We start from the raw sequence: 13,296 nt of genomic DNA on the forward strand, positions 1-13,296 counted from the left end.
CGCCTATCTTTGTGTCGTTTACTTCAGATTGTTCAGCACTTGCATCACTTCCGACGCGACCTGGAAGACCTGGCTGTTCGCGCTGAAGGAGCGCTGGGCGACGATCATGTTCGACAATTGCGTCGCGAGATCGACCGTCGAGCCCTCGAGCTGATCGGATGCGATCGCGCCCATGCTTCCGGAATTGGCGTCGCCGAGATAGGCCGCGCCGGATTCCTTGGTGACGGCGAATGTGTTGCCGGAGAGCGCCTGCAGATTGCTCGGGCTCGCGACCGTGCCGAGCGGAATCTTATAGGCGGACACCGACTGTCCATTGCCGAGCACATAGCTGAGCGTGCCGTCCTTCGCGATGCTGACGCTGCTGACCTGCGATGCCGCATTGCCGTTGATCGTCGGATTGGAGACGGAGAAGGAAGAGCCGAGCTGCGTCAACCCGCTGAGATCGAGCGCGAGCGTGGAGCCATCGGGCACGGCGATCGAAGCGCTGGAGCCGCTGCTTATGCTGCCGTCGGTGGCGGAGAAGGTGAGCGACTGAGTGGTGAGCGGGCCAGACGAATATGGGAAGCCGCCACTCGTCGCATCCGCGGCGTTGTAAACCGACATTTCCCAATTGTTGGAAGACGTCTTGGAGAAATAGACGTCCAGCGTCACCGCATTGCCGAGATTGTCATAGGCGGTGACGGAGGTCTTGTCGGTGTAGGTCGACGTCGAGGAATTCGCGGACGGCAGGTCGGCCGCCGCGATCACGTCGGCGGTGGAGGGAAGATTGGCGGTCAGCGAGCCCTCCGTCGAAGCCGTGCCGATCTCCTTGCCATAGGGAATGGTGACGGTGCTGAGTTCGGACGGATCCGTCGGCGCGGAGGCGGCCGATGAGCTGTAGCCCATGAGATAATAGCCGGCCGTGTTGACGAGTCGACCTTGCGAGTCGGGAAGGAACGAACCGGCGCGCGTCAGATAAGTGTTGCCGGCCGCGTCGCTGACGACAAAAAATCCGTCACCCTGAATGGCGAGATCGGTCGCCGACGTCGTGGTGAGCGTGCTACCGGATTTGGTGACTTCGATGACGTTGCTCGCGCTGACGCCGCCGTCGGCGTTATTGCCGCCCTGATAGCTCGTCAACAGAGTCTGGAATTGCGTGGTCGCCTCTTTATAGCCGACCGTGTTCGAGTTCGAGATGTTCTCCGCGACCGCGCTGAGCGCCGTGGTCTGCGCCGACATGCCCATAACCGACGTGTTGAAAAGCGCGCTCGCCGTCATCTGTCATTCCTTCATATCCGTGAGACGCCGGGATTAGAAGTCTCCAGGCTTGCGTGAGGCTGTCGACTGCGCGCGAATGAAGCTTTCGGTGAAAACGGTTAACCTTGAAATAATATCGCGCTCCTATCTTTGACACGCCGACGAGAGGCTCGACTTCTCGAAATGTTCGGCGCGATCGATAGAGGGGCGTTGGAGTTGACGAGACGAGATGCGATCAAGCCGCTTTTGAACGGCATGAAGGCGCGGGACATGGGCGCGGGCGCCTGGCTTCGCTCGGTCACGTCGCGCATGCTTCCGCGCGAGGGCGTGGTCACTTATTCTGTCGTCGTGGAGGAGCCGCCGTCGTTCATCGAGCGTCGTCGAGAGGCGCGGCGTCCGGTGCATTTGCAGTCCGGCAAGATCCTCGACGGCGGCGAGCGCTTCCTGACGGAGTTTCTCTATAAGAACAAGACTGGCGGCGGCATCAGGCTGCGCCTCGCGCAGCGTGTGCCGCTGCCGCGCTCCATCATTCTCTACGACGATCAGCAAGGGGCTCTGCTGTCCGCCAATGTGATATGGCAGAATGGCGTCGACGCCGGCTGTCGAATGAAGGGCCGCTGGCCGCACAATGAGAAATTGCTCCTGCGGATGAGCGGCCCGTACTATTCACTTCAATGAGTAGCGCGGGATCGGCGCAAGGCTCGCACCAGATTTGATTACTAAATTCTTAACGACCCGCCGTTCCTGGGAGACCCCACAATGCACCCGATCAATGAATTGAAGCAGCTTCGCGAGCAGATGATCGAACAGCTCACGCAGATTCCCGAGTATCAGGCGTTGAAGGCCATGGAGCGGTTCATCGGCGAGCTGTCGAGCATCTATGACAGCTCCAACGGTCAAGCGAGCGAGTCTCCCATGCACAAGCCGACAGTGTCGGCGCTCGACAATCGTCACAAGAGCGACATTGGGGCCTCTTCCCCGCGCGTCACGCCTTATATTCCCGCGCATCGCGTGGCCTGATCCAGGCGTGGAGCGATGCGCCTATTCTTCGGCGCAGCGGCGTGTCCATTGTCTCGAATCACGGCGTCCGCCCGCGGCGGGCGCCTCTATTGCCCGCTAATGAAGATTTAACCGCCCATCGCTAGGCTCGAAGCATATCGGGTTGACCGTTCAAACGTCGGTCAAAAGCATGAAGCTGCCTCGATATGCCGGCGATCCGGCATGTCCCCGTGGGGGCGCCTCCTTCCGCACGATCAGTCGAACCAACGCGACGCCGCTCTCTGCGCGAGAGCCCTGCGCGCGTGACGGGACCTCGCGTCCTTTCGCCTGCCTCAGTGATCGCGAGGTCGTCCGCCGTGGCGGAACCCGATCTTCGTTACATCAGCAGCGGGGGCAGAGCGGTGAAAACATACGCGACACTTCTTGCGCCCGTCATCGGGATCGCGGTCGGACCGCTCCTATCCCTCGGTCCGCATCTGCTGCAAGGCGGAGCCTCCTTCGATCCATTATGGGGAGCCGCCGGAGCGAGCGTCTCGCTCATCGGCGCGATCGCCGCCTATCGCGTAATCTCGAGCCGCGTGTCTCGCCCGGCGACGTCTCTCGTCGCGACGCTCGATCGCATTCGCAATGGCGATCTCGAGACTCCGGTGGTGAAAAGCGGCAAGAGCGGCGAGCTGAGCGCCGTCTTCGACGCGCTGGAAAATCTTCGCGCCACATTGCAGAGCGATGTCCGTCGTCGCGCCGACGCCGCGAGCGCGGAGCAGCGCGCGGCGGCCCAGCGCCGCGCATCGCAGGACGCCGAGTCGCGCGGCTATGTCGAGGCGCACGAATTCTTCATGAAGTCCTTCACGGAAGGGCTGGAGCGGCTCGCGGCCGGAAATCTGAAGCACAGGCTGAACGATCCTTTCTCGTCCGATTACGAGAAGATTCGGCATTGCTACAATGTCGCGCTCGACAAGCTGCGCGGCGCCTTCGCGGATATGCTCGGCCATATCGACGGCCTCACCTCACGGACCGGCGAGATCGCGGGAGCGGCGGATGCGCTGGCGCAGCGCACGGAGCAGCAGGCGGCGAGCCTCGAGCAGACGTCCGCGGCGCTCGAGGAGATCACCTCGACAGTTCACAAGACGTCGGATGGCGCGCAGCGCGCGGCCGGCGTCGTCTCAGAGGCGCAGGCCGACGCGACGCGCAGCAGCGAGATCGTGCGCAATGCGATCGAGGCGATGGGGCGCATCGAGACCTCCTCGCGCCAAATCGGGCAGATCATCGGCGTGATCGACGAGATCGCCTTTCAGACCAATCTTCTCGCGCTCAATGCAGGAGTCGAGGCCGCGCGCGCGGGTGAGGCGGGACGCGGCTTCGCCGTCGTCGCCTCCGAGGTGCGCGCGCTCGCGCAGCGCTCGGCGGAAGCCGCGCGCGAGATCAAAAGCCTCATCTCGACATCCTCCTCGCAAGTCGAGGATGGCGTGGCGCTGGTCGCGCAGACCGGCAAGTCGCTCGGTCGCATCGTCGACCAGGTGGTCGAGGCGAACAAGGTGGTGGTCGAGATCGCCAATGGCGCGCGCGAGCAGGCGACCGGCCTCGCCGAGGTCAACACGGCCGTCGCGCAAATGGATCAGTTCACGCAGCAGAACGCCGCAATGGTCGAGGAGACGACCGCCGCGAGCCATGGCTTGAAGAGCGACATCGAGCGGTTGGCCACATCCGTCGCCGCCTTCGATCTCGGCGAGCGTGGCGAGGCCGCGGCTTTCGCGCCCAAGCGGCAAAAGCCGCTTTCGACGAACAAAGCGCCGCCGCAGCCGCGGCGCGTCACGATGCGTGGCGGCGCGCTTCCGAAAGAGCAGCCTGCGCAGGTCGAGGAAGGCTGGGAGGAGTTCTGATCATGGCCGAGACGATTTCCCGCGTGGCGACGAGTGAGGCGAAAGAGTTCATCGCCTTTCACATCGGCGCCCAGACATTCTGCATCGACATAATGGCGGTGCGCGAAATTCGCGGCTGGACGCCGGCGACGCCATTGCCGCATGCGCCGACTTTCGTGCGCGGCGTCATCAATCTGCGCGGCGCCGTGCTGCCGGTCATCGATCTCGCCACGCGTCTCGGACTGATGCAGAGCGAGCCGACGGCGCGTCATGCGGTCATCGTCGTGCAATCGGCCGGACAGGTCGTCGGCCTCCTCGTCGATGCGGTGTCGAATATTTTGACGCTGACGCAGGACGCGATTCAGCCGACGCCGGAGGTCGCCTCCGAGATCGCGCGGACATTCGTGAAGGGAGTCGTCGCCGCGGGCGACGAGATGATCAGCGTGCTGACCATCCAGAATCTGCTGCCGGAGCCGGTTCTCGACGCGGCTTGAGCCATAGCCTCGCCCTCCCCCGCAACGACATAGAGACGAGCCGATGGTCACTGTCAGCCTACCCGAGATCCTCGACATTCGCGCGGCCTCTCCGCTCGCCACGGAGCTTCTGCAAGCGCGCGGCAATCCGCTGATGATCGACGCCTCGAGCGTCGCCAAGGTCGGCGCGCAATGCATCCAAGTCCTGCTGTCCGCGCATGCGACCTGGACGGCGGATGGATTGCCCCTGAATGTCGTCCATCCGTCCGAGCCTCTCCTCGACGCCCTGGAGACGCTCGGCATTCCCTTCACCGATATTTCCGAACAGGAAAGCACGAAATGAGCAAGACTATTCTGACCGTCGACGATTCCCGAACCATGCGCGAGATGCTGATGCTCGCACTGTCCGACGCCGGCTTCAGCGTCGTGCAGGCCGAAGACGGAGTGCATGGGCTGGAAGTGCTCGAGAAGGCGACGCCCGATGTGATCGTCACCGACATCAACATGCCGCGCATGGATGGCTTCGGCTTCATCGAAGGCGTGCGCCGGCACGAGAAGCATCGCGGCGTGCCGATTCTGGTGCTGACGACAGAGAGCGACGGCGAGAAGAAGGACCGCGCGCGCCGCGCCGGCGCCACGGGCTGGATCGTCAAGCCGTTCAATCCCGTGAAGCTCGTGGACGCGATTCGCCGCGTGGCTGTGTAAAGCGTAGCGTTGCAAGGGAGATCGCCCGTGGATCCGATGGCCGCCATCAAGCAGACATTCTTTCAAGAATGTGAGGAGCAGCTCGTCGAGCTGGAGAGCGGGCTGCTCCGAATGGAGGATGGAGACGACGACCTCGAGACCGTCAACGCCGTGTTTCGCGCCGTTCACTCGATCAAGGGGGGCGCGGGCGCATTCGGCTTCGACGAGCTCGTGGAATTCGTCCATGTCTTCGAGACCACGCTCGATCTCATAAGATCCGCCAAGCTCGCCGCGACGCCGGCCGTCACCAAGACGCTGCTGCGCGCTTCCGACGTGCTCGCCGATCTCGTTCGCGCCGCGCGTGAAGACGGCAGCGCCGACGCCGGCGCGGTGAAGGTCATCGCGGACGAGCTCAGCGCTCTGCTCGGCGGCGCCCCGCGACATGGCGACGATGATGGCAAGGTCAGCGTCGAGGCGCTCGATTTCCAGCCTGTCTGCATCTCGCTCGATTCGATCTTCGACATCGGCGAGCCGGAGGCGCCGGCGACGCAGGATTTCATCGTTCGGTTCAAGCCGAGCGCAGGGCTCTACGCCAAGGCCAACGAGTCGCTGCGCCTGCTGCGCGAGCTCGGCAGCCTCGGCGAGATGAGCGTCGAATGCGACATATCGGAGATCCCGCAGCTGACGGAGCTCGATCCGGAAGGCGCCTATCTGTGCTGGACGATTCGTCTGACGACGACCGCTTCCGAAGCGGAGGTGCGCGAGGTGTTCGAGTTCGTCGAATGGGATTGCGAGCTATCGGTCGAGACGGCCGATGTCGGCAAGCTGCTCGAGGCTCTGCAGGAGTCGCTCGAGCCACATGAGGCGCCCGAGGCGCCCGTCGCCGTCGCGGAGCCCAAGCAGACGAGCGTCGCCATCGATCCCGCGCCGGCGTCCTTCGCCGCGCCGAGCGACGAGCATCCTGCCGCAGCTAAGGCGGAATCGGCGAAGGGCGAAGGCTCTGGCTCCGTGCAGGCGACGATCCGCGTCGATCTCGATCGCGTCGATCGCCTCATCAATCTCGTCGGCGAGCTGGTCATCAATCAGGCGATGCTGTCGCAGCGCGTTTCGGAGGCTGGCCTCTCGCGCGCCTCCTCTGTCGTGATCGGCCTCGACGAGCTCGAGCAGCTGACGCGCGACATTCAAGACAGCGTGATGGCGATTCGCGCGCAGCCGGTGAAGCCGGTGTTCCAACGCATGTCGCGCACGGTGCGCGAGGTCGCGTCGATGACCGGAAAAGCCGTGCGCCTCGTCATGGACGGCGAGACGACCGAGGTCGACAAGACCGTCATCGAGCGCCTGACCGATCCGCTCACCCATATGATCCGCAACGCCGTCGATCACGGCATCGAGAAGGCGGAAGACAGGATCGCCGCCGGCAAGCCGGAGGAAGGCTCGCTGCGACTTTCGGCGACGCATCGCTCGGGGCGTATCGTCATAGAGGTCGCCGACGACGGCGCGGGCATCAATCGCGCGCGCGTGCGGCAGATCGCGGTCTCCAAGGGGCTCATACCGGCGGAAGCCAATCTCACCGACGATGAGATCGACAATCTCATCTTCCTGCCCGGCTTCTCCACCGCCTCCTCCGTCTCCAACATCTCCGGGCGCGGCGTCGGCATGGATGTGGTCAAGCGCGCGATTCAGGCGCTCGGCGGCCGCATCTCCATCTCCTCCGTTCCCGGCCGCGGCTCCACCTTCTCGATGAGCCTGCCGCTCACCCTCGCGGTTCTCGACGGCATGGTCGTCACTGTCGGCGGACAGACGCTGGTCATTCCGCTGACGGCGATCATCGAGACGCTGCAGCCCAAGAAGGAGAGCGTGCACGAGCTCGGCACCGGCTCGCGCGTGATCGCCACGCGCAACACTTTCACGCCGCTGATCGATGTCGGGGCCGTGCTGCTCTATCGCGACGAGCCGATCGAGCCGACGTCGCAAGTCGCGCTTCTCGTCGAGTCCGAGAGCGGCGCCAAATGCGCGCTGCTCGTCGATGCGATCCAGGGTCAGCGCCAGGTCGTCATCAAGAGCCTCGAGACCAATTACGGCCATGTGCATGGCATCGCCGCCGCGACGATCCTCGGCGACGGCCGCGTCGCTCTCATTCTCGACGTCGATGCGATCGTCGCGCGGCCACGCGCCGATATGATCGTCGCGGAAATGCCGGCGGCGGCGGAATAGGCCGCCTCGACGCCAACATCGCGCCCCGCCTCGCGTGGGGCGCCACTCCAGATAGAATCGCAAGCAGCCGAATGAAAACCCGCCACCTCGCCACGGCTCCGCTCGTCCCTGGGGAATTTCTGCTGACGCAGGATGATTTCCGGCGCATCGCCTCGATCCTGCATGAGGACGCCGGCATCTATCTTCCGGACTCGAAAGCCACGCTCGTCTATTCGCGTCTGGCCAAGCGGCTGCGCAGCCTCGGCCTCGAGAGCTTCCGCGACTATTGCGCGCTCATCGTCAGCGCGGATGGCGTCGATGAGCGGCAGAAGATGATGGCGGCGCTCACCACAAATGTGACGCGCTTCTTCCGCGAGCCGCATCACTTCAAGCATCTCGAGGAGAATGTGCTGGCCAAGCACGCCGCCGCCGTGCGCAAGGGCGCTCGGCTGCGCATCTGGTCGGCGGCCTGCTCTAACGGCCAGGAGCCCTATTCGATCGCCATGTCGATCCTCTCCGTCATGCCGGACGCGGCCGATCTCGACGTCAAGGTTCTCGCCACCGATATCGATCCGAACATGGTCGCCGCTGGCGCCAATGGGGTCTATGGCCGCGAGATCATGGAAGCGGTGCCGCCGCATCTGCGCAGCCGCTGGTTCACGCCGCTCGGCGGCGGCCGCGACGAATGGGGCGTGACGGAGGAGCTCGCTTCGCTCGTCTCCTTCCGCGAGCTCAATCTCATCGGCCATTGGCCGATGAGCGGCCGCTTCGATGCGATCTTCTGCCGAAACGTGGTGATCTATTTCGAGGAGAAGACGCAAGAGAACATATGGAGCCGCTTCGTTCCTCTCCTCAATCCGGAGGGGCGTCTCTACATCGGCCATTCCGAGCGCGTGTCCGGCGCGGCCACATCCGCCTTCGAATATGACGGCGTCACCACTTATCGGCTTCGTTCCAGAGGAATTTCGTAAGATGCCTGTTCGTGTGCTGATCGTCGACGATTCCGCAACCATGCGCGGCCTCATCGCAGCGACCCTCTGTCGTGATCCCGCCATCTCGGTCGTCGGCGAGGCCGCCGATCCGCTGGAGGCGCGCCAGGCCATCAAGACGCTCGATCCCGATGTGGTGACGCTCGACGTCGAGATGCCCAATATGAACGGCCTCGAATTTCTCGAGAAGATCATGCGGCTGCGTCCGACGCGCGTGATCATGGTCTCGACCATGACGGAGCGCGGCGCCTCGACGACGATCAAGGCGCTCGAGATCGGCGCCTTCGATTGCGTCGCCAAGCCGTCGTCCAAGGATCCGCGCTCTTTCGACGAGCTGCCCGCGAAGATCAAGGCGATCGCCGCCTCGCCCATCGGCCGCCACGAGCCGCTGCGCGGCGAGCCGATCCGCGTCGAGCCCGCCGCGGCGGCGCGACGCGAGGCGCCGACAGCCACGTCGCGCTATGCGCCGGACGGACGTCTCGTCGCCATCGGCTCCTCCACCGGAGGCGTCGAGGCGCTGCTCACCATTCTCTCGCATTTTCCGGAAAATTGTCCGCCGACCATCGTCACCCAGCACATGCCGCCGGTGTTCACGGCGAGCTTCGCCGCGCGGCTCGACCGCATGTGCAAGCCGCAGGTCGCCGAGGCCACGGATGGCGCGCCGATCCTGCCCGGCCGCGTCTATCTCGCGCCCGGCGGCGCCGCGCATCTCGAGGTGGTGAAAAGCGCCGGCGGATACCGTTGCCGCCTCACCAATGCGGAAGCGGTGAACGGGCATCGTCCGTCGGTGGATGTCCTGTTCAATTCGGTCGCACAGAGCGCGGGTCGCAACGCGCTCGGCGTGATCCTCACCGGCATGGGCCGCGATGGCGCGCAAGGCCTGCTGGCCATGCGCAAGATCGGCGCGGAGACGATCGGCCAGGACGAAGCGAGCTCGCTCGTCTACGGCATGCCGAAAGCGGCCTTCGAGATCGGCGGCGTCGGCAAGCAGCTCACGCTGCAGCGCATCGCCGCCCATATCCTCACTTCGACGAACCAGTAACAGTACGGGGGAATTCCATGTCCATCGCCGACCAGTTGAGAGTCTTGATCGTGGACGACACGAGCACGAGCCGGATGCTCATTCGCGACGGTCTCGAGGAACTCGGCGTTCGCAACATTTTTTTTGCCGGCGACGGCGAGCAGGCCCTGCAATTCATGATGGCCACTCCCGCGCATCTCGTCATTTCCGACTTCAACATGCCCAAGCTCGACGGGCTCGGCCTGCTGAAGGCGATCCGCAATTACAATCCGACCAAGAAAGTCCCCTTCATCATGCTCACGGGACGCGCCGACAAGGCGCTGCTCGAGAATGCGGTGAAGCTCGGCGTCAATAACTTCCTCACCAAGCCCTTCACCGTTCCGGCTCTCAAAAAAGCGCTCGAAGCGATCATCGGCAAAATCGCGTGACGCAAATGAACGCAGCCATGAAACGAGTCCACATCATCCAAGGCGAGTATCGGGTGGTCGACGATCCCACCACCGTCCTCGCGACGGTGCTCGGCTCCTGTGTCGCCGCTTGCCTCCGCGACGCCGGCGCCGGCGTCGGAGGGATGAACCACTTCCTGCTGCCCGGCGACTTCACCTCGTCGCGCAATGGCGAGGCCGAGCGTTACGGCGTGCATCTCATGGAGCTGCTCGTCAACGGCCTACTGAAGAAAGGCGCGCGCCGCGACCGTCTCGAAGGGAAGCTGTTCGGCGGCGCGCGCATGATGGAAGGCCTCTCGGACATTGGCGCGCGCAACGCCGAATTCGCGAAGCGCTTTCTGAGGAACGAAGGCATTCGCCTCGTCGCCGAGCATCTCGGCGGCGACAGAGGGCGGCGCGTCGAATACGAGCCCGTGTCCGGACGCGCGCGGCAGAGCCTTCTCTCCGGTCCGACGCCGCACGCCGCTCCGGCGCCGGTCGTCATGCCGAAGCTGCCGGCCGCGGGCTCACTGGAGCTGTTCTGATGACGGAGCCGAAGACGACCTCGCCCTGCGGCGCGCATGAGCGATCCCAACCGCTGGTCGAGGTCCTCTCGCGGCTGGCCGCAGAGCTGCGCAACGCGGCCAAGGAGACGGACCGCCTTCATTGCCTGGTCGACGGCGTCGAATGGAGCAATGTGGAGGAGAAGCACGAGCTCATCCACTCGGCGCAGGCGATCGACTCGATCGAGCAGACGCTCTCGGGACTATCGGATTTCGTCTGCGCGCTCGCAGAGCTGGCGCCGGCGGATTGGCAGGTCTGCGGCGGCGCGGCGGCGCGCAGCGTCAAGCTCGCGGAGCTGGCGGCGCGCCTCGGCGATCATGACGACGACGGGCGAACGGATCACCCCGCCGGCGAGCTGGAATTCTTCTGAGCGCCGATCGCGCGCTCACTCATCGTCGGCGAGCAGATCGCGCAGCTTGCGGCTCTTCGCCCATTGCGCCGCATCCTCGGCGGCGTTCCTGAACGCGGCGACGTCGACGGGCTCATGCGCGCGTTCGGAGGCCGTCTCCATCAGCCCTGCGGCGACGGACAGCAGCACGGTCGTCGCCGCGCGCAGGAAGGTCGCCGCGTCTCCCTTGGCGTCGTCCACCTCGGCCAGCAAGCGATTGGCGGCGCCGCGCAGCTCGTAATCGAGCGTCTCCAAATCACGACGCAGCTGCGGCGTGAGCTCGCGGCATTCGGCGATAGAAATAGGTCCAAGTCCGCCCTGGGACGGCGACCCTGCGTCACCGCCCGGCGAGGACGGTGGATCGACACGCGTCACGGCGACCTCCAAACGCTGACCTGCGACAGCCGCTCTCTTCGAGCCCTATAGCAAGGCCCCACCATAATCAATCCACGGGACAACCCGTCGTTGCGGCGACGCCGCCGATTCGCGTCTTGCGTCATCGGAAGTCCGGCCCGCAGCGCTGCGCGTCCATCTGCGCGTTGACGGCGTGCAGCTCGCCTTTGAGCCGCGCGATCTGCGGCTCGCGATCGTCGCCGAAGGGCGTGCCCATCGGCGTCGGAACGCCGAGCGTGCGCATGCGATCGTCCGCGGCGAGCTGGTCCTGCGCCGAGCCGGCGAAGATCAGCGCCTGCGAGATGCGGGCGCGCCGCGCCACGAGATGCGCGCAATCGGTCCCGACGAAGAGCGCAGGATCGACCGGCGCGGGCTCTATGTCCCATGTTGTCTTGGCGCAGGCCGAAAGGCCGAGCGCGGCCGCCAGCGCCAAGACGGCGCGGCGCGGAAGGATGCGGGTGAATTGCTTCGCTCTCATTGTCATGCGCGTTCAAAAATCCGTCCAGGCTCTGCTGCGACGGTCGCTCGCGCCGAGCCGCCGGTCGGGCGCTCCGACACGGCGCGGCTCGTAGAAGCTTTCGCCGCCCGAGGCGACGAGGCGCGGCCCGGCCGCGCGCGCGGCGGCGTCGAGATCGCGGGCGATGCGGAAGCGCGAGACCAGCTCGATCAGCCGCCGCGTCTTCTCGCTCAGCCCATGGCTGACGGCGGTGGTCTGCTCCGCCATTGCAGCGTTCTGCTGCGTGATCATATCCATCTGGCGGACGGTGCCATTCACCTCGTTCAGCGCCGCGGCCTGCTGGCGCGCGCGATCGGCGATCTCCGCCACCACGCCATTGACGCGGGCGATCTCCTCGACGATATGCGACAAGGCTTCGCCCGTATCGCCGACGAGCGAGACGCCGCGGCCGATCTGCGCGTTGGAGACCGAGATCAATGTGTCGATCTCCTTGGCGGCCTTGGCGCTGCGGCGCGCGAGATCGCGAATCTCCGCCGCCACCACGGCGAAGCCGCGTCCCGCCTCGCCGGCGCGGGCCGCTTCCACCCCCGCATTCAGCGCAAGAAGATTCGTCTGCGTCGCGATCGAGTCGATGACGCCGATGATCTGCGCGATCTTCTTCGACGATTGCTCGATATCGCCCATGGCGCCGATGGCCTGCCGCACGATGCCGCCGCTCGCCTGCGCCTCCGAGCTCATATTGGAGACGATCTGCCGCGCATTGCCGGCGTCCTCGGCCGTCCGTGTGACCGTCTCGGTGATCTGCGCGAGCGCGGCCGCCGTCTCCTCGAGATTGGAGGCCTGGCTCTCCGTGCGCCGCGACAGATCATCGGCCGCGGCGACGGTCTCCTGCATGCCGGAGCCCAGCAGCCGCGTGCTATCGGCCATCTCGCCGATCGCTTCCGACAATTGGCTGACGGCGGTGTTGAAATCCGTCTGCAGCCGGCGATAGGAGCCGGGAACCTCGTCGGTCAGCCGATAGGTCAGATCCTTCTCGGCGACCTTGGCCAGACCGTCGCCGAGCAGCTGGACGATGCGCGCCTGAGTGGCGTTGGCCTCGGCGATCAGATGCTCATCGGCGCGATGCGCGAGGATGACCTGCCGAAGATTCACAAAAGCGTCGGCGAGGCGCCGCACGCTCTCGGAACAGTCTTCGATCTCGAGCCGATAGGAAGTGTCGCCATCGGCGAGGTGGCGGACCGCCTCGGTCACGGCGACGAGCGGCCGGACGATGCGCGTGCGCACGGCCACGGCGCCGAGAATGCAGAGAAGCGCGATGAGGACCGGCCCGACGAAGAGCGCCGCCAATCTCGGATCGCGCGCCGTGTCCAGGCCGCCGGCGAACAGAAGCCAGCTCACGACGGCCTGCGCGAATGCGATGGCGGCGATGATGGACAGCAGCACGGCCGACCGCATTCGCAACCCCGTCGGAACAATAGCGCGCAAGCCGATCACCCTTTTAATTTGCGCCTATCCGCAAGCAATAATTCGCGACGCGCCGGAAGCGCGCGCAGACGCGGCCGATCGACCGCCCGCCCCGCGCGACGAGGCCCGGACGACTGAGAATCCTGAACCG

The 13,296-nt window shown here is 65.2% G+C and carries 16 protein-coding genes; 12 read left to right on the forward strand and 4 right to left on the reverse strand.

Features of this window, described 5'->3' with window-relative positions; translation table 11 throughout:
* Window positions 1-18: 18 nt before the first annotated feature.
* Window positions 19-1,257: a flagellar hook protein FlgE gene (locus A1351_RS10315; RefSeq protein WP_024879082.1), complete on the reverse strand. Its 1,239-nt coding sequence runs from the start codon at window positions 1,255-1,257 to the stop codon at window positions 19-21.
* Window positions 1,258-1,452: 195 nt separating this feature from the next.
* On the opposite strand from A1351_RS10315, the gene A1351_RS10320 reads away from it, so the two are divergent.
* The 12 genes from A1351_RS10320 to A1351_RS10375 all read left to right on the forward strand — a co-directional run bounded on the left by A1351_RS10320 (window position 1,453) and on the right by A1351_RS10375 (window position 10,813).
* Window positions 1,453-1,914, forward strand: a complete 462-nt coding sequence (locus tag A1351_RS10320) for a hypothetical protein (RefSeq protein ID WP_064032922.1) — start codon at window positions 1,453-1,455, stop codon at window positions 1,912-1,914.
* 81 nt (window positions 1,915-1,995) lie between these two features.
* On the forward strand, window positions 1,996-2,256 hold the full coding sequence (locus tag A1351_RS10325) for a hypothetical protein (RefSeq protein ID WP_024879080.1): 261 nt from the start codon (window positions 1,996-1,998) through the stop codon (window positions 2,254-2,256).
* A 380-nt stretch (window positions 2,257-2,636) separates the two neighbouring features.
* Window positions 2,637-4,115: a methyl-accepting chemotaxis protein gene (locus A1351_RS10330; protein ID WP_024879079.1), complete on the forward strand. Its 1,479-nt coding sequence runs from the start codon at window positions 2,637-2,639 to the stop codon at window positions 4,113-4,115.
* A gap of 2 nt (window positions 4,116-4,117) precedes the next feature.
* Entirely contained in the window at window positions 4,118-4,588 is a 471-nt protein-coding gene (locus A1351_RS10335) for a chemotaxis protein CheW (protein ID WP_024879078.1), read from the forward strand.
* Window positions 4,589-4,631: 43 nt separating this feature from the next.
* Window positions 4,632-4,910, forward strand: a complete 279-nt coding sequence (locus A1351_RS10340) for an STAS domain-containing protein (RefSeq protein WP_024879077.1) — start codon at window positions 4,632-4,634, stop codon at window positions 4,908-4,910.
* Window positions 4,907-5,272 carry a response regulator gene (locus tag A1351_RS10345; RefSeq protein ID WP_024879076.1) on the forward strand — a complete coding sequence of 122 codons (366 nt, stop codon included), beginning with the start codon at window positions 4,907-4,909 and terminating at the stop codon, window positions 5,270-5,272. The genes A1351_RS10340 and A1351_RS10345 overlap by 4 nt, the downstream gene beginning before the upstream one ends.
* A 36-nt stretch (window positions 5,273-5,308) precedes the next feature.
* Window positions 5,309-7,465 carry a chemotaxis protein CheA gene (locus A1351_RS10350; protein ID WP_036290258.1) on the forward strand — a complete coding sequence of 719 codons (2,157 nt, stop codon included), beginning with the start codon at window positions 5,309-5,311 and terminating at the stop codon, window positions 7,463-7,465.
* 71 nt (window positions 7,466-7,536) lie between these two features.
* Window positions 7,537-8,415: a protein-glutamate O-methyltransferase CheR gene (locus A1351_RS10355; protein ID WP_024879074.1), complete on the forward strand. Its 879-nt coding sequence runs from the start codon at window positions 7,537-7,539 to the stop codon at window positions 8,413-8,415.
* A gap of 1 nt (window position 8,416) precedes the next feature.
* On the forward strand, window positions 8,417-9,475 hold the full coding sequence (locus A1351_RS10360; protein WP_026598001.1) for a chemotaxis response regulator protein-glutamate methylesterase: 1,059 nt from the start codon (window positions 8,417-8,419) through the stop codon (window positions 9,473-9,475).
* A gap of 17 nt (window positions 9,476-9,492) precedes the next feature.
* Window positions 9,493-9,882, forward strand: coding sequence for a response regulator (locus A1351_RS10365; RefSeq protein ID WP_018264542.1), 390 nt, complete (start codon window positions 9,493-9,495; stop codon window positions 9,880-9,882).
* A gap of 17 nt (window positions 9,883-9,899) precedes the next feature.
* A complete protein-coding gene (locus tag A1351_RS10370; RefSeq protein ID WP_371441474.1) occupies window positions 9,900-10,424 on the forward strand; it encodes a chemotaxis protein CheD in 525 nt (174 codons plus the stop codon).
* Window positions 10,424-10,813 (forward strand): hypothetical protein, encoded by a 390-nt coding sequence (locus A1351_RS10375; protein WP_024879071.1) that lies wholly within the window; start codon window positions 10,424-10,426, stop codon window positions 10,811-10,813. Before A1351_RS10370 ends, A1351_RS10375 begins: the two co-directional genes overlap by 1 nt.
* A gap of 15 nt (window positions 10,814-10,828) precedes the next feature.
* Here the strand turns inward: A1351_RS10375 and A1351_RS10380 are convergent, their stop codons facing one another.
* From A1351_RS10380 to A1351_RS10390, 3 genes are all read right to left on the reverse strand, one after another.
* On the reverse strand, window positions 10,829-11,206 hold the full coding sequence (locus A1351_RS10380; RefSeq protein ID WP_157096238.1) for a hypothetical protein: 378 nt from the start codon (window positions 11,204-11,206) through the stop codon (window positions 10,829-10,831).
* A gap of 121 nt (window positions 11,207-11,327) precedes the next feature.
* Entirely contained in the window at window positions 11,328-11,702 is a 375-nt protein-coding gene (locus tag A1351_RS10385; protein ID WP_245275709.1) for a hypothetical protein, read from the reverse strand.
* A gap of 12 nt (window positions 11,703-11,714) precedes the next feature.
* A complete protein-coding gene (locus tag A1351_RS10390) occupies window positions 11,715-13,136 on the reverse strand; it encodes a methyl-accepting chemotaxis protein (RefSeq protein WP_064032924.1) in 1,422 nt (473 codons plus the stop codon).
* Between the last annotated feature and the right edge of the window lie 160 nt (window positions 13,137-13,296).

The sequence above is a fragment of the Methylosinus sp. R-45379 genome (assembly GCF_001644125.1).
Classification (GTDB): domain Bacteria; phylum Pseudomonadota; class Alphaproteobacteria; order Rhizobiales; family Beijerinckiaceae; genus Methylosinus.

Excerpts from the sequence above, each read along its gene's own strand:
- A1351_RS10315 (WP_024879082.1), bottom strand. The coding sequence starts at position 1,257 with ATGACGGCGAGCGCGCTTTTCAACACGTCGGTTATGGGCATGTCGGCG.
- A1351_RS10325 (WP_024879080.1), top strand. The coding sequence starts at position 1,996 with ATGCACCCGATCAATGAATTGAAGCAGCTTCGCGAGCAGATGATCGAA.
- A1351_RS10335 (WP_024879078.1), top strand. The coding sequence starts at position 4,118 with ATGGCCGAGACGATTTCCCGCGTGGCGACGAGTGAGGCGAAAGAGTTC.
- A1351_RS10340 (WP_024879077.1), top strand. The coding sequence starts at position 4,632 with ATGGTCACTGTCAGCCTACCCGAGATCCTCGACATTCGCGCGGCCTCT.
- A1351_RS10345 (WP_024879076.1), top strand. The coding sequence starts at position 4,907 with ATGAGCAAGACTATTCTGACCGTCGACGATTCCCGAACCATGCGCGAG.
- A1351_RS10350 (WP_036290258.1), top strand. The coding sequence starts at position 5,309 with ATGGCCGCCATCAAGCAGACATTCTTTCAAGAATGTGAGGAGCAGCTC.
- A1351_RS10355 (WP_024879074.1), top strand. The coding sequence starts at position 7,537 with ATGAAAACCCGCCACCTCGCCACGGCTCCGCTCGTCCCTGGGGAATTT.
- A1351_RS10360 (WP_026598001.1), top strand. The coding sequence starts at position 8,417 with ATGCCTGTTCGTGTGCTGATCGTCGACGATTCCGCAACCATGCGCGGC.
- A1351_RS10365 (WP_018264542.1), top strand. The coding sequence starts at position 9,493 with ATGTCCATCGCCGACCAGTTGAGAGTCTTGATCGTGGACGACACGAGC.
- A1351_RS10370 (WP_371441474.1), top strand. The coding sequence starts at position 9,900 with ATGAAACGAGTCCACATCATCCAAGGCGAGTATCGGGTGGTCGACGAT.
- A1351_RS10375 (WP_024879071.1), top strand. The coding sequence starts at position 10,424 with ATGACGGAGCCGAAGACGACCTCGCCCTGCGGCGCGCATGAGCGATCC.
- A1351_RS10385 (WP_245275709.1), bottom strand. The coding sequence starts at position 11,702 with ATGAGAGCGAAGCAATTCACCCGCATCCTTCCGCGCCGCGCCGTCTTG.
- A1351_RS10390 (WP_064032924.1), bottom strand. The coding sequence starts at position 13,136 with ATGCGGTCGGCCGTGCTGCTGTCCATCATCGCCGCCATCGCATTCGCG.